Annotated in this window: 18 protein-coding genes; 15 read left to right on the top strand and 3 right to left on the bottom strand. The window is 68.3% G+C overall.

Annotation, left to right across the window (positions count from 1 at the left end; all coding sequences use genetic code 11):
• The first annotated feature begins 181 nt into the window (after positions 1-181).
• The 7 genes from metH to H610_RS0118085 all read left to right on the top strand — a co-directional run bounded on the left by metH (position 182) and on the right by H610_RS0118085 (position 11558).
• Entirely contained in the window at positions 182-3904 is a 3723-nt protein-coding gene (metH, locus tag H610_RS0118115; protein WP_028240969.1) for a methionine synthase, read from the top strand.
• 83 nt (positions 3905-3987) lie between these two features.
• The gene (locus H610_RS0118110) at positions 3988-4305 is read left to right on the top strand and encodes a hypothetical protein (RefSeq protein WP_028240968.1); all 318 of its coding nucleotides are present in this window, start codon (positions 3988-3990) and stop codon (positions 4303-4305) included.
• A 328-nt stretch (positions 4306-4633) separates the two neighbouring features.
• The gene (locus H610_RS0118105) at positions 4634-4984 is read left to right on the top strand and encodes a VOC family protein (RefSeq protein WP_028240967.1); all 351 of its coding nucleotides are present in this window, start codon (positions 4634-4636) and stop codon (positions 4982-4984) included.
• A gap of 430 nt (positions 4985-5414) precedes the next feature.
• Complete coding sequence (locus H610_RS0118100) at positions 5415-5732, top strand: DUF5629 family protein (RefSeq protein ID WP_028240966.1); 318 nt, start codon at positions 5415-5417, stop codon at positions 5730-5732.
• A 185-nt stretch (positions 5733-5917) separates the two neighbouring features.
• Positions 5918-7048: an efflux RND transporter periplasmic adaptor subunit gene (locus H610_RS24170; protein ID WP_236614323.1), complete on the top strand. Its 1131-nt coding sequence runs from the start codon at positions 5918-5920 to the stop codon at positions 7046-7048.
• A complete protein-coding gene (locus H610_RS0118090) occupies positions 7048-10131 on the top strand; it encodes an efflux RND transporter permease subunit (protein WP_028240965.1) in 3084 nt (1027 codons plus the stop codon). The genes H610_RS24170 and H610_RS0118090 overlap by 1 nt, the downstream gene beginning before the upstream one ends.
• Positions 10128-11558: a TolC family protein gene (locus H610_RS0118085; protein ID WP_028240964.1), complete on the top strand. Its 1431-nt coding sequence runs from the start codon at positions 10128-10130 to the stop codon at positions 11556-11558. The genes H610_RS0118090 and H610_RS0118085 overlap by 4 nt, the downstream gene beginning before the upstream one ends.
• Before the next feature lie 411 nt (positions 11559-11969).
• Here H610_RS0118085 and H610_RS24165 read toward each other — a convergent pair whose 3' ends face one another.
• Positions 11970-12881, bottom strand: a complete 912-nt coding sequence (locus H610_RS24165; RefSeq protein WP_236614322.1) for a DMT family transporter — start codon at positions 12879-12881, stop codon at positions 11970-11972.
• A gap of 223 nt (positions 12882-13104) precedes the next feature.
• Between H610_RS24165 and H610_RS0118075 the strand changes: the two genes are divergently transcribed.
• From H610_RS0118075 to H610_RS0118065, 3 genes are all read left to right on the top strand, one after another.
• The gene (locus tag H610_RS0118075) at positions 13105-14250 is read left to right on the top strand and encodes an MFS transporter (protein ID WP_028240963.1); all 1146 of its coding nucleotides are present in this window, start codon (positions 13105-13107) and stop codon (positions 14248-14250) included.
• Positions 14251-14372: 122 nt separating this feature from the next.
• Positions 14373-15323: a DUF808 domain-containing protein gene (locus H610_RS0118070; protein WP_028240962.1), complete on the top strand. Its 951-nt coding sequence runs from the start codon at positions 14373-14375 to the stop codon at positions 15321-15323.
• A gap of 68 nt (positions 15324-15391) precedes the next feature.
• Positions 15392-16438, top strand: a complete 1047-nt coding sequence (locus H610_RS0118065) for an RNA methyltransferase (RefSeq protein WP_028240961.1) — start codon at positions 15392-15394, stop codon at positions 16436-16438.
• Between the two features lie 17 nt (positions 16439-16455).
• Here the strand turns inward: H610_RS0118065 and H610_RS0118060 are convergent, their stop codons facing one another.
• Positions 16456-17385 (bottom strand): ZIP family metal transporter, encoded by a 930-nt coding sequence (locus H610_RS0118060; protein ID WP_028240960.1) that lies wholly within the window; start codon positions 17383-17385, stop codon positions 16456-16458.
• Positions 17386-17916: 531 nt separating this feature from the next.
• Here H610_RS0118060 and H610_RS0118055 point away from each other — a divergent pair.
• Positions 17917-19221 (top strand): leucine-rich repeat-containing protein kinase family protein, encoded by a 1305-nt coding sequence (locus H610_RS0118055; RefSeq protein WP_028240959.1) that lies wholly within the window; start codon positions 17917-17919, stop codon positions 19219-19221.
• Positions 19222-19248: 27 nt separating this feature from the next.
• Positions 19249-19647, top strand: coding sequence for a hypothetical protein (locus H610_RS0118050; RefSeq protein WP_028240958.1), 399 nt, complete (start codon positions 19249-19251; stop codon positions 19645-19647).
• Positions 19648-19659: 12 nt separating this feature from the next.
• Here H610_RS0118050 and H610_RS0118045 read toward each other — a convergent pair whose 3' ends face one another.
• Positions 19660-20397: a substrate-binding periplasmic protein gene (locus tag H610_RS0118045; RefSeq protein WP_028240957.1), complete on the bottom strand. Its 738-nt coding sequence runs from the start codon at positions 20395-20397 to the stop codon at positions 19660-19662.
• A 434-nt stretch (positions 20398-20831) separates the two neighbouring features.
• On the opposite strand from H610_RS0118045, the gene H610_RS0118040 reads away from it, so the two are divergent.
• From H610_RS0118040 to H610_RS0118025, 3 genes are all read left to right on the top strand, one after another.
• Positions 20832-21053 carry a DUF2970 domain-containing protein gene (locus tag H610_RS0118040; protein WP_028240956.1) on the top strand — a complete coding sequence of 74 codons (222 nt, stop codon included), beginning with the start codon at positions 20832-20834 and terminating at the stop codon, positions 21051-21053.
• A 344-nt stretch (positions 21054-21397) separates the two neighbouring features.
• Positions 21398-23056, top strand: coding sequence for a nitrite/sulfite reductase (locus tag H610_RS0118030; protein WP_028240955.1), 1659 nt, complete (start codon positions 21398-21400; stop codon positions 23054-23056).
• Complete coding sequence (locus H610_RS0118025) at positions 23040-23540, top strand: DUF934 domain-containing protein (RefSeq protein ID WP_028240954.1); 501 nt, start codon at positions 23040-23042, stop codon at positions 23538-23540. The genes H610_RS0118030 and H610_RS0118025 overlap by 17 nt, the downstream gene beginning before the upstream one ends.
• The last annotated feature ends 301 nt before the right edge of the window (positions 23541-23841 follow it).

Raw genomic sequence — 23841 nt, 5'->3', positions numbered from 1 at the left:
GGGTGCGCCGTGGGCTCCATGCCCTGGTCGCAGGCAGAGCCTGCTCCTACGGAGTGTTCGTCGAAGCGGCAGGCTGCGCCGCGAGCTACGTGAGTGAAATTCATGCAAACGGCACCTTGATCAAAGGTTATACAGCCTTTGCTATCATTCGCGCCTTTCGATCCGCTGTTCAGGTAGTCCGATGTCCACCAGCCATACCGATCGCCAAGCCCGTCTCCAGGCCCTCCAGCAAGCGCTGCGCGAGCGCATCCTGATCCTCGACGGCGGCATGGGCACCATGATCCAGAGCTATCGACTGGAGGAAGCGGACTATCGCGGCGAACGCTTCGCCGACTGGCCGCAGGACGTCAAGGGCAACAACGACCTGCTGCTGCTGACCCGCCCCCAGGTGATCGCCGAAATCGAGCGCGCCTACCTCGACGCCGGCGCCGACATCCTCGAGACCAACACCTTCAACGCCACCCGCGTGTCCCAGGCCGACTACGGCATGGAAGAGATCGTCTACGAACTCAACCTGGCCGGCGCCCGCGTCGCCCGTGAAGTGGCCGATGCCAAGACTGCCGAGACGCCCGACCGCCCGCGCTTCGTCGCCGGTGTGCTCGGCCCGACCAGCCGAACCTGCTCGATCTCCCCGGACGTCAACAACCCCGGCTACCGCAACGTCACCTTCGACGAACTGGTGGAGAACTACACCGAGGCGACCCGCGGGCTGATCGAGGGCGGCGCGGACCTGATCCTGATCGAGACGATCTTCGACACGCTCAACGCCAAGGCGGCGATCTTCGCCGTGCAGGGCGTCTACGAGGAACTGGCCGTCGAATTGCCGATCATGATCTCCGGCACCATCACCGACGCATCGGGCCGCACCCTCTCGGGACAGACCACCGAGGCCTTCTGGAACTCGGTGCGCCATGCCAGGCCGATCTCCGTGGGCCTGAACTGCGCCCTCGGCGCCAAGGACCTGCGGCCCTACCTGGAAGAACTGGCCAACAAGGCCGACACCCATGTCTCGGCCCACCCCAACGCCGGCCTGCCCAACGCCTTCGGCGAGTACGACGAGACGCCGGCGGAAATGGCGGCCGTGATTGAGGAGTTCGCTTCGGCAGGCTTCCTGAACATCATCGGCGGCTGCTGCGGCACCACGCCGGCGCACATCCGGGCCATCGCCGAAGCCGTGGCCAAGTACCGGCCGCGCGCCATCCCGGACATCCCCCGTGCCTGCCGCCTGTCGGGTCTGGAGCCCTTCACCATCGACCGCAGCTCGCTGTTCGTGAACGTCGGCGAGCGCACCAACATCACCGGCTCCGCCCGCTTCGCCCGGCTGATCCGCGAGGAAAACTACACCGAGGCCCTCGAGGTCGCCCTGCAGCAGGTGGAAGCCGGCGCCCAGGTGATCGACATCAACATGGACGAGGGGATGCTGGACTCGAAGGCGGCCATGGTCACCTTCCTCAACCTGATCGCCTCCGAGCCGGACATCTCCCGCGTACCGATCATGATCGACTCCTCCAAGTGGGAGGTGATCGAGGCGGGCCTGAAATGCATCCAGGGCAAGGGCATCGTCAACTCGATCTCCATGAAGGAAGGCGTCGAGGCCTTCAAGCACCACGCCCGCCTGTGCAAGCGCTACGGCGCCGCCGTGGTGGTCATGGCCTTCGACGAGGTCGGCCAGGCCGACACCGCCGCGCGCAAGCGGGAAATCTGCCAGCGCTCCTATGACATCCTGGTCGACGAAGTGGACTTCCCGCCGGAAGACATCATCTTCGACCCGAACATCTTCGCCGTGGCCACCGGCATCGAGGAGCACAACAACTACGCGGTCGACTTCATCGAGGCCTGCGCCTACATCCGCGAGCACCTCCCCTACGCCCTCTCCTCCGGGGGCGTGTCCAACGTGTCCTTCTCGTTCCGCGGCAACAACCCGGTGCGCGAGGCGATCCACTCGGTATTCCTGTTCCACGCGATCAAGGCGGGCCTGACCATGGGCATCGTCAACGCCGGGCAGCTGGAAATCTACGACGAGATTCCCAAGGATCTGCGCGACAGGGTCGAGGACGTGGTGCTCAACCGCCACCCCGGCGCCACCGAGGCGCTGCTGGCGGTCGCCGACCAGTACAAGGGCGACGGCGCCGCCAAGGAAGTGGAAAACGAGGAATGGCGTTCGCTGCCGGTGGACAAGCGCCTGGAACACGCGCTGGTCAAGGGCATCACCACCTTCATCGTCGAGGACACCGAAGAGGCGCGCCAGCAGAGCACGCGCCCGATCGAGGTGATCGAGGGCCCGCTGATGGCCGGCATGAACGTGGTCGGCGACCTGTTCGGCGCCGGCAAGATGTTCCTCCCGCAGGTGGTCAAGTCGGCCCGGGTGATGAAGCAGGCCGTGGCCCACCTGATCCCCTTCATCGAGGCCGAGAAAGGCGACAAGCCGGAAGCCAAGGGCAAGATTCTCATGGCCACGGTCAAGGGCGACGTGCACGACATCGGCAAGAACATCGTCGGCGTGGTGCTCGGCTGCAACGGCTATGACGTGGTCGACCTGGGCGTGATGGTGCCGGCCGAGAAGATCCTGCAGACCGCCCGCGACGAGAAGTGCGACATCATCGGCCTGTCCGGGCTGATCACCCCGTCGCTGGACGAGATGGTCCACGTCGCCAGAGAAATGCAGCGCCAGGGCTTCACGCTGCCGCTGATGATCGGCGGCGCCACCACCTCCAAGGCGCACACCGCGGTGAAGATCGAGCCGCAGTACCGCAACGACGCGGTGGTCTACGTCACCGACGCCTCGCGCGCGGTGGGCGTGGCCACCCAGCTGCTGTCGAAGGAACTCAAGGCCGGCTTCGTCGACAGGACCCGCAGCGAGTACGCCGTGGTCCGCGAGCGCACCGCCAACCGCAGCGCACGCACCGAGCGCCTGAGCTACGCGCAGGCCGTGGCCAACAAGCCGGCCTTCGACTGGGCCGGCTACCAGCCGCCGAAGCCGAGCTTCATCGGCACCCGTGTGCTCGAGGACATCGACCTCGAGGTGCTGGCAGGCTACATCGATTGGACGCCCTTCTTCATCTCCTGGGACCTGGCCGGCAAGTACCCGCGCATCCTCGAGGACGAAGTGGTCGGCGAAGCCGCCACCGCGCTGTTCGAAGACGCCCAGGCGATGCTGCGCAAGCTGATCGACGAGAAACTCATCCGCGCCCGCGCCGTGTTCGGCTTCTGGCCGGCCAACCAGGTCGGAGACGACGACCTGGAAGTCTATGGCGAGACCGGCGAGAAGCTCGCCACCCTGCACCACCTGCGCCAGCAGACCATCAAGCCCGACGGCAAGCCCAACCTGAGCCTCGCCGACTTCGTCGCGCCCAGGGCCTCGGGCAAGACCGACTACGTCGGCGGCTTCATCACCACCGCCGGCATCGGTGCCGAAGAGGTGGCCAAGGCTTATGAAGCCAAGGGCGACGACTACAGCGCGATCATGGTCAAGGCGCTGGCCGACCGCCTCGCCGAAGCCTGCGCCGAATGGCTGCACGAACGCGTGCGCAAGGAATACTGGGGCTACGCGGCGGACGAGACGCTGGACAACGAGGCGCTGATCCGCGAGCAGTACAAGGGCATCCGCCCGGCGCCGGGCTACCCGGCCTGCCCTGACCACACCGAGAAGGCCACCCTGTTCGCCCTGCTCGACCCCGAGGCCGAGGAAGGCAAGGCCGGACGCAGCGGCGTGTTCCTCACCGAGCACTACGCGATGTTCCCCGCCGCCGCCGTCAGCGGCTGGTACTTCGCCCATCCCGAGGCGCAGTATTTTGCCGTCGGCAAGATCGACAGGGACCAGGTGGAGTCCTACACCGCCCGCAAGGGCCAGGAAATGTCGGTCACCGAACGCTGGCTGGCGCCGAATCTGGGATATGAGGCCTGATGTCAGGCCTTTGACGGCCAGGCCGACGCTCCGGTAGAAAGTTGACTCGCAGCCCTGGTTTCCACGGAACGCCTGGAGGTCTCGTGAATATCCCCGAAAGCGACTGGAAAAAACTGCGCGAACTGAAACCTGTCGCCCTCGACCGCCTGTGTGCACGCATCCTGGCGGAATGCGTGGGCATCGCCTCGAACGACAGCGAAACGGCTCACCAACGCTACCTGCAGATGTATCGCGTGCTGCACGAACGGAATAGGGAACTGGCCAGGGTATTCGACGACATAAGACGCTCGACCGCCCTCAACGTCCTCGCAGGCATGTACCGTCTCGAACTCGTAGAAGAAAATGAATTCAGCCGCTTTACCGATGAAACCCGAGCACTGGTGCTGCGCAGGGTGAACTAGACTAGATAGCCAGTACTGGGCTTTGGCCTTTTCTTATGGATGTGCGTAGATGCGCGGCACTTCCCGACAGCCGCGTGCACCGGCTGCATATCGTCACGCATTGAGCCCAAACAACCCCCTCTCCCTTAGGGAGAGGCCGGGGCGAGGGCTTGCACGCCTCCCTCATCCGGCCCTGCGGCCACCTTCTCCCACAGGGAGAAAGGCACGGCGCGCCACCGCGCCTCACATCGCCGCGCCATGTTCGCGCGTCCCCATTCGGTTCGTTTGTTCACGCCAAAATGGAGTCGAATGATAGTTAGCGTCCAAAGCCAGTGATTCTGGAAATCATATGAAGATCAAACGAATCGTCTCCAACATTTCGGCGCCCGAACCATCGGCGGTGGATGAGTTCTATCGGGTCATTCTTGGCCTCGAGCTGGTGATGGATCATGGCTGGATTCGCACGTACGCCGGTCCCGCCAAGATGGCGGTACAGGTCAGCTTCGCCAGCGAAGGTGGCTCCGGTACACCAGTGCCTGACCTGTCCATCGAGGTGGACGATCTTGATGAGGCATTGCGCCGTGTACAGGACGGCAAGATCCCCGTGGAGTATGGCCCCGCTAGCGAGCCGTGGGGTGTTCGCCGGTTTTATGTCAGGGACCCGCTTGGCAAACTCATCAACATTCTTCAGCACCAGTAGTCGGATGCGACCTAGCAAATCATTCGAGTCGACGCCGCTTCGAACCCAGAATCCGCGAAACGACTGGAGGTTTGGTGAATTCCAGGGAGAGGGAAAAGTCCGCCGCTCCGATGGACACCTGTAGGAGCAGGCTCTGCCTGCGACCACCTGCACCTTCGCCCACCGGGGCTCTGCGGCGCACCGGAGTAGCACACCCCTGTGGGTCTCGACCGCGAACGAGCCTGCACGGCGTCATCAACCGACACCGAACCATCCCCCTCTCCCTCGGGAGAGGGCCGGGGTGAGGGCGCCTGTGCAAGGCCTCCCTCATCCGGCCTACGGGCCACCTTCCGCAGGGAGAAGGGAAAAGCGCGGCGCACCGCCGATCCTGCACATACCGGGACGAAACTGCCGCTACCATTCACCACCCCGCTCCACGAGACCGAAGACCATGACCGAGCGCTACCTGCTGGATGACCTGGAAACCGCCGACATGCTGGAGATCGACGGCCTGCACGCCTTCGACTTCCAGCTCGACGAGGCCCTGCTCGACCAGGCCGACGCCGCCGCCGAGGCCGGCGAGCCCTTCGCCAGCGAGGCGGTGGTGGTGCGCATCCAGGCACGCGAGGGCCGCGAGGAGCGGCACTGGGCCTTCAGCTACAACGCCATCATGGAGGCCGAGCAGGCGGACGCCGACAGCTGGCTGATCGAAGGCCGCCACCGGCTCCGCTGTTTCAGCGCGATCGGCGCCGTCGGCGAGGACGATTGAAGGCACTTCGCCACATTGCCTATCGCCCGGATTTCGCGGACCACGAGAGATCGAGCAACGCTTTGACCGACCAAAGCACGCCTGCGCGCGGGACAATGTCACCGGAATCCGCTAAAAGGAGCCCTTCGCCGGCGCAGCCGCGCCGGCCTTTCGCTTGCGTAGAACAATGTAGAAGGAACCCGAGCGTGCGACGAAGGATGTCCGTAGTGGTGGCGTTGGTGGTGCTGGTCGCGGGGCTGGCGTACTGGTGGCTGGCGAAACCGACCCAGGTTGCCCAGACTCCGTCCGCCGCCGTGCCGGTGGAACTCGCCGAGGTTCGCCAGCAGGACGTGCCGGTCGAGCTGCGCAGCCTGGGCCGGGTACGGGCGCTGCGCAGCGTGGACATTCGCGCCCAGGTCGAGGGCACGCTGCTGGAACTGCCGGTGGCCGAGGGCGAGCGGGTGCGCCGTGGCGCCCTGCTGGCGCGCATCGACGACCGCCGCTATGCAGCCGCGCTGCGCCAGGCCGAGGCCGAACTGCAGGTTACCCGTGCCGAACTGACCATTGCCCGACGCGACCTGACCCGTTACCGCAACCTGGTGCGCGAACGCGCCGCCCCGAGCCAGACGCTCGACCAACAGGAAGCGCTGGTAGCGCGGCTGGAGGCGACCCTCGGCGTGCGCGAGGCGGCGGTGGCCGCCGCCCGGGTCGACCTGTCCCACACCCGCATCCACGCCCCCTTCGACGGCCGCCTGGGTATCCGCCAGATCGACGAAGGCAGCCTGCTGCGCGGCGCGGACAGCACCGGGTTGTTCTCGGTGGTACAGACCGACCCCATCGACGTCGAAGCCAGCCTGCCCCAGCGCCGGCTGCCCGAGCTGCAGCGCCTGCTCGCCGAGCAGGCGGACGCCCCGGTCAGGGTCTACCAGGAAGACGATGGCGAGTTGCTGGCCGAGGGCCGGCTGATGCTGCTCGACAACCGGGTGGCGCTGGAATCCGGCACCATTCGCATCAAGGCGCGCTTCGGCAATGCCGACGAGCACCTGTGGCCCGACCAGTCGGTGGTGGTCACCGTGCAGGCGCGCGTGCTGCCGCAGGTGCTCACCGTCCCGCTGGAAGCCGTGCGCCTGCGCGCCGAGGGGCCCTTCGTCTGGCGCGTAACGGAAGGCGTGGCCGAGCCGGTGGCGGTGAGCGTGCGTTACGAGACCGAGCGCCTGGCGGTGGTCGAGGGCCTGGCCGTCGGTGACCAGGTGGTGATCGACGGCCATTCGCGCCTGCGCGCCGGGGTCGCGGTGCGCCGCACCGAGCTGCCCGCCGTCGCTCCGGAGGGCGTCTGATGACGGGCCGCGACTTCTATGCGCTGTGCATCGGCCACCCGATCGGCATCGTGCTGCTGGCGCTGTCGCTGATCCTCGGCGGTGCGCTCGCCTTCACCCGTCTGCCGCTCGCGCCGCTGCCCGAGGTCGAGGCGCCCACCCTCGAGATCACCGCGCAGATGCCCGGCGCCAGCGCCGAGACCATGGCGTCCTCGGTCGCTACGCCGCTGGAAGTGCAGTTCAGCGCCATCGCCGGCGTCGAGGACATGACCTCCACCAGCTCCCTCGGCCGCGTCGAGCTGATCCTGCAGTTCAGCCTGGACAAGGACATCGACGCCGCCGCCCAGGAGGTCCAGGCCGCCATCAACGCCGCTTCGTCCCGACTGCCGGCGGACCTGCCGGAACTGCCCGTGTGGCGCAAGATCAACCCGGCGGATACGCCGATCCTGATCCTCGCGGTCACCTCGCCGACCCTGTCGCCCTACGAGGTCAGCGACCTGGCCGAATCGGCCATCGCCCGCCAGCTCAGCCAGATCGACGGGGTCGGAATGATCCGCCTCAACGGCCTGCAGCGCCCGGCGATCCGCATCCAGGCACGACCCGAGCGCCTGGCCGCCGCCGGCATCACCCTCGCCGACGTGCGCGCCGCCGTGCAGCGCGCCAGCGGCAACCAGCCCACCGGCGCAGTGATCGGCCCGCGCCGGCTGTCCACCCTGGACACCAACGGCCAGCTGTTCGAACCGGGCGACTATGCCGACCTGATCGTCGCCTACCGCGAAGGCGCCGCGGTGCGCCTGGGCGACGTGGCCCAGGTGGTCGCCGGCGCCGAGAACGCCTACACCCAGGCCACGCCGAACGGCCACACCGGCGTAGCCGTGGTGATCCGGCGCCAGCCGGGGGCCAACATCGTCGCCACCGCCGAGGCGGTGATCGACGCGCTGCCCGAACTGACTGCCGGACTGCCGGCGGACCTGCGGGTCGAGGTGCTCAACGACCGGACCCGCACCATTCGCGCCTCGCTGCACGAGGCGGAACTCACGCTGATGATCGCGGTGACACTGGTGATCGGCATCATGGCGCTGTTCCTGCGCCAGTGGTCGGCGACCCTGGTGGTATTCGCCGTGCTCGTCACCTCGGTGATCGGCGCCTGCGCGGCCATGTACCTGTTCGGCCTGTCGCTGAACAACCTCACGCTGGTGGCGATCATCGTCGCGGTGGGCTTCATCGTCGACGACGCCATCGTCGTGGTGGAGAACATCCACCGGCACCTGGAACGCGGCGTGAACCGGGTGCAGGCGGCGCTGCAGGGCATCCGCGAGATCGGCTTCACGGTGGTCTCCATCAGCCTGTCGCTGGTGGCGGTGTTCATCCCGCTGTTCTTCATGAGCGGCTACGTAGGCCGGCTGTTCCGCGAGTTCGCCATCGCCGCGAGCTCGGCGATCCTGATTTCGGTGGTGATCTGCCTGACGCTGGCGCCGGCGCTGGCGGCGCTGTTCATGCAGCCGCTGCCGGCGCATGCCGGACATGGCCGGGTCATGGGCGCGGTGATCCGCCACTACGACCGCGCGCTGGTCTGGGCACTGGACCACCAGCGCACCACCCTGGCCGCCTTCTTCGCCTGCGTCGCCATCAGCGTCGGCGGCTTCGCGCTGATGCCCAAGGGCTTCTTCCCGCTGCAGGACACCGGCTACATGAACGGCACCGTGCAGGCCTCGGCGGACATTTCCTTCGAGGCCATGCAGACCAAGAGCCGCCAGATCGTCGAGATCCTGCGCAACGATCCGGACGTGCTCGCCTTCAACGCCGACATCGGCAACGACGGCACCTACAGCGTCGGCGGCCTGGCCGTGGTGCTCAGCGACCCGGACGACCGTGAGGCCACCGTCTCGGACATCATCGACCGCCTGCGCCCGCAGTTCGCCGCCATTCCCGACCTGAGCGTCACCCTGCGCGCCGCACAGGACATCAACCTCGGCTCGTTCTCCTCGCGCGCGCAGTACCAGTACATCCTGCGCAGCCGCTCGCTGGAGGAACTGGCGGTGTGGACACCGCGGCTGACCGAGCGCCTGCAGGCCCATCCGCTGTTCCGCGACGTCAATAACGACCTGCAGTTCGACGCCTCGGTGACGCCGGTGCGCATCGACCGCGAGGCGGCGGCGCGCTACGGCTTTTCCGCCCAGGACCTGGACAACGCGCTCTACGACGCCTTCGGCCAGCGCCGCATCAACGAGATGCAGACCGCCTCGAACCAATACCAAGTGGTGCTGGAACTGAGCCTCAGCCAGCGCCAGCGCGTGCAGAGCCTGGATTTCTTCCAGCTGCGCTCGCCAACCACCGGAGAGCTGGTGCCGCTCGGCACCTTCGTCAGCGTCCAGGCCCGCGAGGCGGCGCCGGTGAGCATCAACCACAGCGGCATGCTTCCCTCGGCCAACCTCTCGTTCAACCTGGCGCCGGGCGTGGCGCTCGGCGATGCGCTGGCGGTGCTGCGCCAGATCGAGCAGGACATCGGCATGCCCACCAGCATCGGCGGACGCTTCAGCGGCGCGGCGCAGGCCTTCCAGCAGACCCTGGCCTCGCAGCCGCTGCTGATCCTCGCCGCGCTGGTGGCGGTGTACATCATCCTCGGCGTGCTCTACGAGAGCTTCGTGCACCCGCTGACCATTCTTTCCACCATCCCCTCGGCCGGCATCGGCGCCCTGCTGCTGCTCTGGCTGTGGGGGCTGGACTTCTCGATCATGGCGCTGATCGGGCTGATCCTGCTGATCGGCATCGTCAAGAAGAACGGCATCCTGCTGGTGGATTTCGCCCTGGCCGCCCAGCGCGGCGGCATGACGCCGCGCGAGGCCATCCACCAGGCCTGCCTGACACGCTTCCGGCCGATCCTGATGACCACCCTGGCAGCGATGTTCGGCGCGGTGCCGTTGATGCTGGCCTTCGGTACCGGGGCCGAGCTGCGCCAGCCGCTGGGCGTGGCGGTGGTTGGCGGGCTGCTGTTCAGCCAGTTGCTGACGCTGCTGACCACACCGGTTGTCTACCTCACCATCGACCGCTACCTGGCCCGCCGGCCGCAGGCCGATGCGAGCCTGGCCGGAGGTGCGGCATGAAGCCGGCCGGCCTGCTGCTCGGCCTCGCCCTGGCGCTGTGCGGCTGCGCGCAGCTCGGCCACGAGCCGGGCACGGCGCCGGTGCCCCCGGTCGCCGGCCTGCCGCTGGAATGGTGGCGCGGCTTCGACGACCCGGCGCTCGAACGCCTGGTCGAACTGGCCCTGCGCGACAACCTGGATCTGGCCGCGGCCGCCGAGCGCATCCGCGAGCAGCGCGCCCTGCGGCGGCAGGCCGCTGGTGCGCGGGCCCCGCTGCTCAGCCTCAGCGGACAGCACGAAACCGGGCGCAGTGCCCGTGACGGCCACGACGAGACCTACTTCTACGGCCTGGACCTCAGCTGGGAAGTCGACCTGTTCGGTCGCCTGCGGGCTCTGGAGCAGGCCGGTGCCGCCGAGCTGCAGGCCAGCACGGCGGACTACCAGGCCCTGCGCGTGAGTCTGCTCGGCGAGGTGATCGGCGCCTACCTGAACTACCGGCTGGCGCAACGGGAGGTCGGGATAGCGACCCAGGCCGCGGATGCCCAGGCGGAAATCGCCCGCATCACCCGCGTCCGCTTCGACCAGGGCACCGCCAGCGGCCTGGACGTCGAGCGCTTCGACGCCCAGGTCGCCCTCACCCGCGCGGCGGTGCCGCAGGCGCGCGAACGCGCCGAGACCGCGCGCTACGCACTGGCCTACCTGCTCGACGCCGAGCCGGCTCGGATCGACGCGCTGCTGAGTGGTGACAGCGCCCCCCGTCCACCGCGGCAAAGCGATCTGCAGGCGCTGCTGGACCTCCCCGCCGAGCGCCTGCAGGGGCGCCCGGACGTGCAGGCGGCGCAGTGGCGCTGGCTGGCGGCCGAACGCGAGCAGGAGGCCGCCCAGGCACTGCGCTATCCGCAGCTGACCCTCGGCGCGCTGATCGGCCTGGAGCAGGGTTCGTCCCTGCCGGCGTGGTCGCTGGGCGCCCAGGCGCTGGCCCCGCTGGTCGACTTCGGGCGCATCCGCGCCGGCATCGAGGCCAGCGACGCCCGCCGCGAACAGGCCCGGCTCGCCTACCGGGCGGCCCTGAACCAGGCGCTGCGCGAAACGCGCAGCGCCATCGCCGCCTACGGCCAGGGCCTGGAAACCGGTGAATGGCTGGACCGCGCGCGCCAGTCGGCGGACAACGCCACCGAACTGGCGCGCCGGCAGTATGCCGCCGGCACGGTGTCGCTGATCGAGGTGCTGGATGCCGAGCGCACGCAGTTCGACACCCAGCTCGAGCAGGTGCGCGCCGACACCGAGGTGGCGCTGCGGTGGGTGGCCATCTACCGCACCCTCGGCCTGGCGCCGGCGGCATCGGAGCCTGCGAGCACGCCTCCCTCATCCGACCCTGCGGGCCACCTTCTCCCGGCGGGAGAAGGGAAAAGCGCCGACGGCGCCGGGGCTTATGGCGAACACCTGTAGGGAGCAGGCTCTGCCTGCGACCGGCGCCTGTACGATGCCAAGCACCAAACCCTCTCCCCCCGCGAGAGTGCTGGGGTGAGGGCTGTGTGCAATGTCATCCGGCCTTGGCGGCACCTTCTCCCGTGGGGGGAATGCCGTCCCGCCGGCGACCTCGCGCAGAGTGCGCCGCGCGCACCGTGCCCGGATCGGCGCGGCGGCTGGGCCCCGGCCTGCGTCGGGCGACAAACAACACCTCCCTCATCCGGCCCTACGGGCCACCTTCTCCCGGTGGGAGAAGGGACAGGTACGGCACGGCCTGCAATCACGGCGCCAACCTGTAGGAGCAGGCTCTGCCTGCGACCGGCACCTGCACGATGCCAAGCACCGATCCCTCTCCCTCCGTGAACGTTGCCATCGGCTTCTGCGGCAGCGTCAGCGGCGCCCCGGACGCAGCAGCAGCGCGATCGCGGCCAGCACCAGCAGGCTGCCGGGCAGCCAGCGCAGCTCCATGCGCTCCGGGTGCGCGGCGAACAGCAGCAGCATCGAGACGAAGGGCACCAGGTAGCTGTAGGCGGTGACCGCGCCGGGCGTCAGCACTGCGGTGGCCCGCTGTTGCAGGAAGAACGTCATGGCGCTGGAGAACACGCCCAGGTAGGCCAGCAGCAGTCCGTCGGCGAGGCCCAGCCGGGCCAGCGCCGTCGGCCGTTCCCAGACCAGGCCGGCCAGGCCGATCAGCACCGCGCCGGCCAGCAGGCTCCAGAAGGTGCGCGGCACGGCCTGGCGGGCCAGCCAGCCGCGCGCCAGACCCCACTTGCTCAGCACCGGGTAGAGCGCCGACACCAGGCAACCGGCGAAGAACACCAGCTCGCCAGGCGAGGGTTGCAGCGAGGTCGGGCTCATCCCGTGCTCCGCCCAGGCCAGCCCGAGTGCGCCCAGCGCGCCCAGGAGCAGCACGGCCAGCAGCCGGCCGTTGGCCTGCTCCACCGCGAACAGCCGTCCCAGCCCGTAGGCCAGCAGCGGCACGCTGATGAACAGCGTCGCCATCGACAGCGCCGACACCCGGTGCGCGGCCCAGAACATGGCGCCGAAGAAGCCGGCCAGGCACAGGCCCATCAGGCCATAGAGCCCGACGGAGCGCAGCGGTGGCCAGCTCAGCCCGCCCCGCAGCATCCACGGCAGCAGCACCAGCGCGGCGATGGCGAAGCGGATCGCGGTCAACAGCAGGGGCGGCAGCCCCTCCCCCAGCAGCCCGACTGCCGGGAACGACAGCCCCACGAACAGCGCCCAGAGCAGCATCCCCAGGTGCGCACGCAGCGTGCGCGACGAGGTGTTGGTCACGATCATCGGCCGGGTTCCAACCGCCAGGTCGCTTCCGGGGCATCCGGGCACAAGGTAATCGCCGTCATTCGACTCGTTTTCGAAGGAACATGAATCAATGGACTCCGCCGACCGGCCGCAGGTGCCCGCCGTACGTTCTTCGCAGTCGATAGGCGCGCGGTTTCCGCTGCCGCGAGCGACGCGCTAGCATGGCCGGCCCGTCGGCTCCGCCGCGCCAGGATCGCTTTTCATGTCCGCCACCACGCCCCTCGACGCGGGCGCTCCGATCGTTCGCCACGCCACCCGCTGCGGCTTCTTCATGGCCGGTTTCGGCCTCGCGGTGTGGGCGCCACTGGTGCCCTACGTGCGCGACCGCATCGCCATGAGCGACGCCACCTTCGGCCTGCTCCTGCTGGCGGTGGGCGTCGGCTCGCTCAGCTGGATGCCGCTCTCGGGCCTGCTGGTCACCCGCTGGGGCATCCGCCCGGTGGTGATCGCCTGCGCGCTCCTGCTGTTGGCCTCGCTGGCGACCATGGCCGGCACCAGCTCACTGACATTGCTGGCGCTCGCATTGTTCGGTTTCGGCGGCAGCCTGGGTGTGCTCGATGTGGTGCTGAACATCCAGGGCCTGCTGGTCGAGCGCCAGCAGGGCCGGCGCCTGATGTCGCACTTTCACGGCATGTTCAGCCTCGGCTCGATCAGTGGCGCGCTGGCGCTGACCGGCCTGCTGAGCCTGGGCCTGCCACCCGTGCCGGCGACCTGGGCGATGATCCTGGTGATCCTGCTCGGCCACCTGCTGGTGCTGCGCGGCTACCTGCCCGAACGGGTCCCCGGCGGCGGCGTGGCCTTCGTCCGGCCGACCGCGCTGGTGCTGCTGGTCGGCGCCATGTGCTTCGTGGTCTATCTTGCCGAAGGCGCCGTACTGGACTGGAGCGCGCTCTACCTGACCGCCGAGAAGGGCCTGGCCCATGCCAGCGGCGGCCTGGGCTACGCCGCCTTCGCCGCGATGGTGACCCTGGGCCGCTTCACCGGCGGGCGGATCGTCACGCTGTTCGGCGCCGCCCGGGTGATCGGCTTCGGCGGCGCCCTGGCGGCGGCGGGCATCGGCCTGACCGTGCTCACCGAGTACTGGGCGCTGGCGCTGTTCGGCTATGCGCTGTGCGGCCTGGGCTGCGCCAACGTCTCGCCGGTGCTGATCTCCTCGCTCAGCCGGCAGGACCGGCTGCCCGTGCCGGTCGCAGTGACCGCAGCGACCACCATCGGCTTCGCCGGGGTGCTGGCCGGGCCCGCGCTGATGGGCGCCATCGCCCATTTCAGCTCGCTGTCGGCGGCCTTCGTCGTGCTCGCCTTCATGCTGCTGGCCATTGCCGGCGGGGCACGTCGCTTCGCCGATTGAGCGAGCCTCGCCGAGCGGCGCTGCCGTTGGTCGCTCGCCGGCGAGGCCGGGGCGGAGCCGCCGCGATCTTCGGCTGCTTCCCGCGGTCAACACTGCAACGCTTTTCTCCAGACGGGGTCTCCATGGCCGGCGCCAGCCTTCTCACACTCATCGACGATATCGCTTCCCTGCTCGACGACGTCTCGGTGATGACCAAGATCGCCGCGAAGAAGACCGCCGGCGTGCTGGGCGACGACCTCGCGCTCAACGCCCAGCAGGTGACCGGGGTCAAGGCCGATCGCGAGCTGCCGGTGGTCTGGGCGGTGTGCAAGGGCTCGCTGGTCAACAAGCTGATCCTGGTGCCGGCGGCGCTGGCCATCAGCGCCTTCATCCCCTGGGCGGTGACGCCGCTGCTGATGCTCGGCGGCGCCTTCCTGTGCTTCGAGGGCTTCGAGAAGCTGATGCACAAGTTCTTCCACAAGGAGGAGGAAGCGCACGAACACGCCGAGCACAAGCAGCGGCTGGCCGATCCGGCGGTGGACCTGGTGGCGCTCGAGCGCGGCAAGATCAAGGGCGCGGTGCGCACCGACTTCATCCTCTCCGCGGAGATCATCGCCATCACCCTCGGCAGCGTCGCCGGGGCGCCCTTCGTCCAGCAGGTGGCGGTGCTCTGCCTAATCGCCCTGGTAATGACGGTGGGCGTCTACGGGCTGGTGGCCGGTATCGTCAAGCTCGACGACGCCGGACTCTACCTGAGCCGCAAAAGCGGCGCGGTCGCGGCCCTGGGACGCGGGATTCTCGCCGTCGCGCCCTGGCTGATGAAGAGCCTGTCGGTGATCGGCACCGCGGCGATGTTCCTCGTCGGCGGCGGCATCCTCAGCCACGGCATCGCCTGGCTCCACCATCTGGTCGAGGACTCGGCCGAAGCCGTGCACGCGCTGCCCGGCGTCGGAATGTTCTCCGCCATCGTGCCCATGCTGCTGAATCTGCTGATCGGCATCGCCGCCGGTGCCATCGTGCTGGCGCTGGTGAAGCTGGTCGGTCGCCTGCTGCCCTCGCGCAAGGCCGCCGCGGCGAACGGCAAGGCCGGTTGAGCAGCGCCGCTCGGCCGACATAAACAGCGCTACGCGCCGCCTGCGGGCGGTGATAGCATGCGCGCCCCATGCGCCTGACCGATCTCCATACCCGCCTCGCCGACCTCGGTGCCCTGCCCGTTCACAGCGGCCGCGTCGTGCGCGCCTGGCTGCAGGGCAAGCCGCTGCACGCCGGCACGCGCCGCCAGCACACCGAGCATTTCCTGCCGCTAGGCGTCCGCGCCGGGCTGCCGCAGCTGGCCGGGGAGCTCGACGCCCTCGCCCGGCTGAAGACCGAGCATCCCGCCGCGGACGGTTCGTCGCGTCTGCTGGTGGAGCTCGCCGACGGGCAGATGGTGGAAAGCGTGCTGCTGCCGCGCGACGGCCTGTGCGTCTCGACCCAGGTCGGCTGCGCGGTGGGCTGCGTGTTCTGCATGACCGGCAAGAGCGGCCTGCTGCGCCAGGTGGGCAGCGCCGAGATCGTCGCGCAGGTGGTGCTCGCCCGGCGCCTGCGGCCGGTCCGGAAGGTGGTGTTCATGGGCATGGGCGAGCCGGCGCACAACCTCGACAACGTGCTGGAGGCCATCCAGCTGCTCGGCACCGACGGCGGCATCGGGCACAAGAACCTGGTGTTCTCCACCGTCGGCGACATGCGCGTGTTCGAGCGGCTGCCGCAGCAGCGGGTCAAGCCGGCACTGGCGCTTTCGCTGCACACCACCGACGCCGCGCTGCGCCGGCGACTGCTGCCGCGCGCACCGGCCATCGATCCCGAGGCACTGGTCGAGCTCGGCGAGGCCTACGCACGGCGCGTCGGCCATCCGATCCAGTATCAGTGGACGCTGCTCGAAGGCATCAACGACGGGCAGGACGAACTCGACGGCATCCTGCGGCTGCTCAAGGGCAAGTACGCAGTGATGAACCTGATCCCCTACAACAGCCTCGAGGCCGACGAATACCGGCGCCCGGCCGGCGCGCGGATCGTCGAGATCGTGCGCTACCTGCACAGCCGCGGGGTGCTGACCAAGGTGCGCAACTCGGCAGGCCAGGACATCGACGGCGGCTGCGGGCAACTGCGCGCCCGCGCCGAGCAGCTGCCGCGCAGCCGGCGCGAACGCGACCCGCAGCGCATTCTCTGACCGCTGCCGCGCCGGGCTTAGCCCAGCGCGGTATCCAGGAACATCATCACCGCGAAGCCGCCCATCAGGCCCAGCGTGGCCGAGGTCTGGTGGCCGTTGCGGTGGGTTTCCGGAATGATTTCGTGGGACACCACGAAGATCATCGCCCCGGCCGCCAGCCCCATGCCGACCGGATAGGCCAGCGCATAGCCGGTCGACATGCCGACGCCGATGAGCGCGCCGATGGGCTCCATCACGCCGGAGGCCGCCGCGATCAGCGCCGAGGTCAGTGCCGACAGGCCGGTGGTGCGCAGCGCCAGGGCGACCGCGAGCCCCTCGGGGATGTCCTGGATGGAGATGGCGGTGGCCAGCGGGATGCCGACGCCCATGTCGCCGCCGGCGAACCCTACGCCGATCGCCATGCCCTCGGGCAGGTTGTGCAGGGTCACCGCGAAGACGAACAGCCAGACCCGATTGATCCGGTCGCAGTCCGGGCCACAGGGGCCGGTGGTCTCGTGCTCGTGCGGGGTGAAGCGGTCGAGCCCGAGCATGAGCAGCACGCCGAGCCCCAGCCCCAGCACCACGGTGCCGGCGCCCATCAGGCTGTTGCCGGTCAGCTCCTTCGCCGCATCGAGGCCGGGTAGCAGCAGCGAGAAGGCGCTCGCCGCCAGCATCATGCCGGCGGCGAAACCGAGCATGGTGTCCTGCGTGGCCATGCTGATGCGCCGCAGCGCGACCGCCAGCAAGGCGCCGAAGGCAGTCGCCGCGAACCCGGCCCCGCCGCCGAGCAGCGCCATGTGCACGCGCTCGTGCTGCCCGTCGAAGGCATTGATGCCGCTGGAAACCGTCAGCCAGACGACCGCCAGCAGCGCGATGCCGAGCCCGACGGCGACGCCGGGGTAGTGCTGGGCCTGGGCGATCCAGGCGGCTCGCAAATTGGCGTACTGATTCTGGGTGGTCGAATCCATGGATGCATGTCCCGTGTTCTGCCAAAAGACCATTGGGTCGAGAAGCCCGCTCTCTCTAGGACAAGGCCCTGGGCGGCGAGTGGCAACACTCTCGTCGGGTTCCGGGACCTCGCCGTCGATTGGCGGAGGATTTCGAGCCTGAGCGATACCCAGATAGGTTTCACGCAGTTTTTTTCAATCGTTTCGATTGGGACTGCACGGTACGCCCTGACTACAGATTGCGCCCTGCATGGCGCGTCGCTTTTTCCTGTCTGCGGATCGCCGCCCGGGCCAGGAACAAGCAACCGAAAAGAAGGCCGCCCCCGGCGTCCGGGTCCGCCCTCTGGGAGAGGCCCTCATCCGGCCCTGCGGGCGGGAGAAGGGAAACGCCCGGTGCTGCCTGCGTCCCCTAGCGTGTGGCCTGAGGTCGTGGGCTTTCGAGCTTCACTCCACAAGGGCCGCTTGGCACATGTGGCTCAGAGGCCGGCACGTCCGTCGCAACTTTGACGAACCCACGTTGCCTGATACCCCCGGCATCTCTGGAACGAATCCATGCATACCCTCGAACAACTGCGGCGCGGCGAGCTGACCGGCGCCAGGCGTCTCGACCTGGCCTGCGGGCTGCAGGCGCTGCCGGACGAGTTGCTCGCGCTCGCCGACAGCCTGGAAATCCTCAACCTGTCCGGCAACCGCCTGGACGAGCTGCCGGACTGGCTGGGCCGCTTCGGCCGCCTGCGCATCCTTTTCTGCTCGGACAACGCCTTCACCCGGGTACCCGAAGTGCTGGGCGACTGCCCGGCGCTGGAGATGGTCGGCTTCAAGGCCAACCGCATCGCCGAGCTGCCGGCCGCCGCCCTGCCGACGGCACTGCGCTGGCTGATCCTCACCGACAACGCGCTGCCCGCCCTGCCGGCGGAAATCGGCGCCTGCACCTCCCTGCAGAAGCTCATGCTCGCCGGCAACCGCCTGAGCGCCCTGCCCGAGAGCCTGGCGCAGTGCGAGCGCCTGGAACTGCTGCGGATCGCCGCCAACCGGCTCGAGGCACTGCCCGGCTGGCTGTTCGAGCGGCCGGCCCTGGCCTGGCTGGCCTACGCCGGCAATCCCCTGGCCACCGCTGCGTTCCGCACCCAGGGCACCGACCGGCCGCCCATCGCACGCGAGCAGATCCGACTCGGCCCGCTGCTCGGCGAAGGCGCCTCGGGGCTGATCCACCGGGCGCACTGGCAGCCGCCCGGGGAGCCCGGACGCGACGTGGCGGTCAAGCTGTTCAAGGGCGCGGTGACCAGCGACGGCCTGCCCGACAGCGAGATGGCCGCCTGCCTGGCCGCCGGCGCGCACCCGAACCTGCTGCCGGTGGTGGGCCCGCTGAGCGCCGGGCCGGGCGAACCGCCGGGCCTGCTCATGGAACTGCTCGGCGAGGGCTACCACCCTCTGGCGGGCCCGCCATCGTTCGCCAGCTGCACGCGCGACTGCTACGCCGAGGGCCAGCGCTTCTCGCTCGAGCAGGTACGGACGATGGCGTGCGGCCTCGCCTCGGCCGTGGCCCAGCTGCACCGGCGCGGCATCCTGCACGGCGACCTGTACGCCCACAACCTGCTGGTGGACGCCCACGGCCATTGCCTGCTCAGCGATTTCGGCGCGGCCTCCTTTTTCGCGCCGGATTCCAGCGCGGGCCAGGCCCTGCAGCGTATCGAGGCGCTCGCCTTCGGCCGCCTGCTCGGCGAACTGCTGGCGCGCTGCGCCGACCACGGGCCCGACCGGTCGCACCTCGAAGCGATCCGCGAAGATTGCGAACAACCCGCTGTGCACGCCCGACCGGACTTCGACGAGATGTCGGCCCGCCTCTTGCAACACTGACCGCCTCACACCTGACCAGGAACGGCCATGCCTCCAGACAATGCCCCCGACGCCTTCACCGAGGGTCTGATGAAACGCCTGCCTTCACACCTGCGGCACAGCTTCAGCGACGAACAGATCGACGCCCTGCGGGTGGCCTTCGGTGCCAGAAAATGGGGACGGCATGCCGTGGACATGCGCGGGACGCTGCCGCTCGGTCGTTCGCGCTATTACTTCGTGCTGCTGCTCGGGCGCAACCAGCGGGAGCGGTCGCGCCGGCAGGAAGAGCTCGGCCTGGCGGCCAAGGCGCTGGGAGCGACGCTGTTCCTGCTGTTCTCGGTGCTGCTGGGGCTGGTGATTCTCTACCTGATCAAGTCCGCGCTGGGCATCAACCTCTTCCCGAACTTCTCGCTCGGCCTCTGGGACTGGTTCAGGCAGGCCTGGTAGCCGGGCTCGCCTTCAGCGAGACAGCGCCTCGCCGGCCATCTGCTGCGCCGGCAGCACCTCGCGCGTCTTCTCCTCGGAGAAATAGCCGCTCAGTATCCGCTGCCAGGTGCCGTCCGCGATCATCGCGGCGAAGGCTTCCCGCATGCGCGTACGGAGGTTCTCGGCGCCTTCCAGCTGGCGGCTGGCGGCGATGTAGCTGTGGACACGGCCCTGCGTCGCACCGGCCAGCAGGGGCTCGTCGTCGTAGCCGAGCCTGTGCCACAGATAGCGGCTGCGGCTGTCGATCTCATACCAGGCCACCACCCGCCCGCTCCTGAGCATCCGCGCCGCCAGTTCCGGGTCGGTGACCTCGACCACGCGCTGCTCACCCTGGCGCACCGCCTCCAGCTCGAGCGCCCGCGGCGTACCGGCCATGACCGCCACCGGCCCCGCATCCAGCGCCTGCTCGAAGGTATCGAAGCGCGCCTGCGGGCTGTTCAGCACGTAGCAGGTCGGCAAGACCTCGAGCAGCCAGACGAAGTCCTCTTCGCGGGCCGGCGTGCGGGCCAGGTTGAGCGCAATACCGTGAGGGTCCGCGTCGACCTCCAGTTGCACGCGCTTCCAGGGCACGGAGCGGAACTGGCACTCGACGTCCATGCGCACGCACAGTTCCTGCATCAGCTCGCCGAAGATGCCGCTGCGTTTTCCGCCGTGATCGGCGAAAGGCATCTGCCCCGTACCCACGTAGACATTGATCGGCGTGGCCGCCAAGGCCGGCGCCGTGAACGGCAAGAGCGTGCCGAACAGCCATCCCGTCAGGACGGTCCGAATCCGTCTGCAACCCTGCACTTTCGCCTCCCGTTCCTTGTCACTGCCCGCCCCGCAATGGACTTCCTGTCATTCATTACGCGCGCGGCGCTCACCACGGCTCAACGCTAGCCGAGTGGCCGGTCCTTCGAACGACCCCATTCAGCCGCATACCGCCCTTGCTGTAAAGGCGACCGGACCGGACATTCGATTAACGCCGTCACGAATCGCGACAGGGATGCCTGCCCGACAGGCCGAGCGGCGGTCACGGAGGTCCCGCGTCCCGGCGGTCAGGGCGCGCGCTGCTTCGCAGCCGAAAGAGACAGGATGAAGACCGCAGCCCGCGCTGCCGGCAGAACGGTCCGCCGCTGTCTAGACTGTCATCAGGAGGACCCGCGATGACCGAACGATCCGACGACGAAAAACCCCTTTCCTTCCGCGAGTTGCTCGGCAGTGTGCTGGCCGCGGCGCTGGGGGTGCAGAGTGGCAGGAACCGCGCGCGCGACTTCAGCCGCGGCAAGGCCAGCCACTTCATCTTCATGGGCCTGGCCTTCACCGCGCTGTTCGCGCTCGTGCTGTTCGGTATCGTGCGCCTGGTGCTCTACTTCGCGGGCATGTGATCGCTACTGGTGGCTGACCCAGAACACGGCGGTCGACACCACGATCAGGATGAGCACGAAGATCGCCCAGGCATCGACCAGGCTGTCTCGATTGCGATGTTCGGTCATGAGCGGTTCCCTGTTGTTCTGTAATGGAGACCAGCTTCCTGAGTTAAGCGCAGCCGCGGGCTTGCAACAAGTCGCCCTGCCCGGCGCCTTATCACTTTTGGAAAGCCTCATATAGATAAACATCACTTTTGCATATAAAGCCGTGCTGCTATCTTGCGCGGCGCTGCAAAGTGCGCGGCCGTGCGCGCACTGTGACTGTTCACCGGTCTGCTGGCAGCCTGACAACAGGATTCTCAATGTACGTATACGACCAATACGACCAACGCATCGTCGACGAGCGCGTGAAGCAGTTCCGCGACCAGACGCGTCGTTACCTGGCCGGCGAGCTGACGGGCGAGGAATTCCGTCCGCTGCGCCTGCAGAACGGCCTCTATATCCAGCGCTACGCGCCCATGCTGCGGATCGCCGTGCCCTACGGGCTGCTCGCCTCCCGCCAGCTGCGCAAGCTGGCGCAGATCGCTCGCGACTACGACAAGGGCTACGCCCACATCAGCACGCGCCAGAACGTGCAATTCAACTGGCCCGACCTCGAGGACGTGCCGGAGATTCTCGCCGAGCTGGCCAGCGTGCAGATGCATGCGATCCAGACCAGCGGCAACTGCATCCGCAACACCACCACCGACCAGTTCGCCGGCGTCGCCCGCGACGAGCTCGTCGACCCGCGTCCTTGGTGCGAGATCATCCGCCAGTGGTCGACCTTCCACCCGGAATTCGCCCACCTGCCGCGCAAGTTCAAGATCGCGGTCAACGGCGCGGTGCAGGATCGCGCGGCCATCGAGGTGCACGACATCGGCCTCGAGGCGGTGAAGAACGCAGCCGGCGAGCTGGGCTTCCGCGTCTCGGTGGGCGGCGGCCTGGGCCGTACGCCGATCGTCGGCAGCTTCATCAACGAGTTCCTGCCCTGGCAGCACCTGCTGAGCTACCTGGAAGCCATCCTGCGCGTGTACAACCGCTATGGCCGCCGCGACAACAAGTTCAAGGCGCGCATCAAGATCCTGGTCAAGGCGCTCGGCCCAGAGGTGTTCGCACAGAAGGTCGAAGCCGAGTGGGCGCACCTGAAGGACGGTCCCCTGACCCTGCTCCAGGCCGAGGTCGATCGGGTCGGCGCGTTCTTCGTCGAGCCGCCCTACGAGGCGCTGGAAGACCAGGGCGCCCTGCTCGCCTCGCTCGATGCCGAACACCCCGGTTTCGCCCGCTGGCGCAGCCGCAACGTCACCGCGCACAAGAAGCCCGGCTACGCGGCCGTGACCCTGTCGCTCAAGCGCACCGGCGTCGCCCCTGGCGACATCACCGACAAGCAGCTCGACGCGCTGGCCGACCTGGCCGACCGCTATTCCTTCGGTGAGGTGCGCAACTCGCACAACCAGAACATGATCCTCGCCGACATCCGGCAGGATCAGCTGTTCACCCTCTGGAACGAGCTGCGCGAACTGGGCTTCGCCACGCCGAACATCGGCCTGCTGACGGACATCATCTGCTGCCCGGGCGGCGACTTCTGCTCGCTGGCCAACGCCAAGTCGATCCCGGTCGCCGAGGCCATCCAGCGCCGCTTCGACGACCTGGACTACCTGTTCGACCTCGGCGACATCGACCTCAACATCTCCGGTTGCATGAACGCCTGCGGTCACCACCACGTCGGCCACATCGGCGTGCTCGGCGTCGACAAGAAGGGCGAGGAGTTCTACCAGGTGTCGCTCGGCGGCAGCGCCAGCCGCGATGCCAGCCTCGGGCAGATCCTCGGCCCGTCCTTCGCCCAGGACGACATGCCGGACGTGATCGGCAAGATCATCGATGTCTATGTCGAACAGCGCGAAGAGGACGAGCCCTTCATCGACACCTTCCGCCGGATCGGCATTGCCCCCTTCAAGGAGCGCGTCTATGCAGCGAATCATTAAGAACGGCCAGGTGATCGACGAATCCTGGCACCTGCTGCCGAAGGACACGCCGTTCGAGAGCGTTTCCAACAGCGACGACGTAATCGTGCCGCTGGCCATGTGGCTGGAGCACGGCCGCGCGCTGACGATCCGCGACGGTGGCCTCGGCGTCTGGCTGGAAAGCGACGAGCAGGTCGAGGACATCGCCGACTCGCTGCAGCACTTCCAGGTGATCGCGCTGAACTTCCCGGTGTTCACCGACGGCCGGCACTTCTCCAGCGCCCGCCTGCTGCGCGAGCGCTATGGCTACAAGGGTGAGGTCCGCGCGATCGGCGACGTGCTGCGCGACCAGTTGTTCATGATGCACCGCTGCGGCTTCGACGCCTACGCGATACGTCCGGACCGCGACCCCTACGACGCGCTGCAGAGCCTGAAGGATTTCACCGAAAGCTATCAGGCTGCGGTCGACCAGCCCGAGCCGCTGTTCCGCCGTCGCCTGGCCTGACCGGCAGTCCGAAGGTGCGCCGTACGCACCTTCGGTGAAGAAACGAGAAGCCCCGCCTGGCGCACCAGGCGGGGCTTTCTTCGTCTTGTTCGGCCGCTCCCACACCAGACCCGCGCCCTGTAGGAGGCTCTTCCTACAACCGCTTCTGCACGATGCCGCGCGACCCCGACACCAAGCCACCCGGCCCTTCGGAGAGAGGGGCTGGAAAGCCCGGCGCCACCGGTCGTTTGCCGTCAGACGTAGCCGCTGCCGTGCCGGATAGGCACGGAGGCATTCGCGAGCAGAGCTCGCTCCTACGCAA

The sequence above is a fragment of the Stutzerimonas azotifigens DSM 17556 genome, from assembly GCF_000425625.1.
Classification (GTDB): Bacteria; Pseudomonadota; Gammaproteobacteria; order Pseudomonadales; family Pseudomonadaceae; genus Stutzerimonas; species Stutzerimonas azotifigens.
The sequence above is the reverse complement of the archived record's forward strand: the minus strand, read 5'-3'. Positions and strand labels throughout refer to the sequence as shown.

What these genes read in the sequence shown, in the direction of transcription:
- metH (WP_028240969.1), top strand. Translation starts at nt 182, where the DNA reads ATGTCCACCAGCCATACCGATCGCCAAGCCCGTCTCCAGGCCCTCCAG.
- H610_RS0118105 (WP_028240967.1), top strand. Translation starts at nt 4,634, where the DNA reads ATGAAGATCAAACGAATCGTCTCCAACATTTCGGCGCCCGAACCATCG.
- H610_RS0118100 (WP_028240966.1), top strand. Translation starts at nt 5,415, where the DNA reads ATGACCGAGCGCTACCTGCTGGATGACCTGGAAACCGCCGACATGCTG.
- H610_RS0118090 (WP_028240965.1), top strand. Translation starts at nt 7,048, where the DNA reads ATGACGGGCCGCGACTTCTATGCGCTGTGCATCGGCCACCCGATCGGC.
- H610_RS0118085 (WP_028240964.1), top strand. Translation starts at nt 10,128, where the DNA reads ATGAAGCCGGCCGGCCTGCTGCTCGGCCTCGCCCTGGCGCTGTGCGGC.
- H610_RS24165 (WP_236614322.1), bottom strand. Translation starts at nt 12,881, where the DNA reads ATGATCGTGACCAACACCTCGTCGCGCACGCTGCGTGCGCACCTGGGG.
- H610_RS0118075 (WP_028240963.1), top strand. Translation starts at nt 13,105, where the DNA reads ATGTCCGCCACCACGCCCCTCGACGCGGGCGCTCCGATCGTTCGCCAC.
- H610_RS0118070 (WP_028240962.1), top strand. Translation starts at nt 14,373, where the DNA reads ATGGCCGGCGCCAGCCTTCTCACACTCATCGACGATATCGCTTCCCTG.
- H610_RS0118065 (WP_028240961.1), top strand. Translation starts at nt 15,392, where the DNA reads ATGCGCCTGACCGATCTCCATACCCGCCTCGCCGACCTCGGTGCCCTG.
- H610_RS0118060 (WP_028240960.1), bottom strand. Translation starts at nt 17,385, where the DNA reads ATGGATTCGACCACCCAGAATCAGTACGCCAATTTGCGAGCCGCCTGG.
- H610_RS0118055 (WP_028240959.1), top strand. Translation starts at nt 17,917, where the DNA reads ATGCATACCCTCGAACAACTGCGGCGCGGCGAGCTGACCGGCGCCAGG.
- H610_RS0118050 (WP_028240958.1), top strand. Translation starts at nt 19,249, where the DNA reads ATGCCTCCAGACAATGCCCCCGACGCCTTCACCGAGGGTCTGATGAAA.
- H610_RS0118040 (WP_028240956.1), top strand. Translation starts at nt 20,832, where the DNA reads ATGACCGAACGATCCGACGACGAAAAACCCCTTTCCTTCCGCGAGTTG.
- H610_RS0118030 (WP_028240955.1), top strand. Translation starts at nt 21,398, where the DNA reads ATGTACGTATACGACCAATACGACCAACGCATCGTCGACGAGCGCGTG.
- H610_RS0118025 (WP_028240954.1), top strand. Translation starts at nt 23,040, where the DNA reads ATGCAGCGAATCATTAAGAACGGCCAGGTGATCGACGAATCCTGGCAC.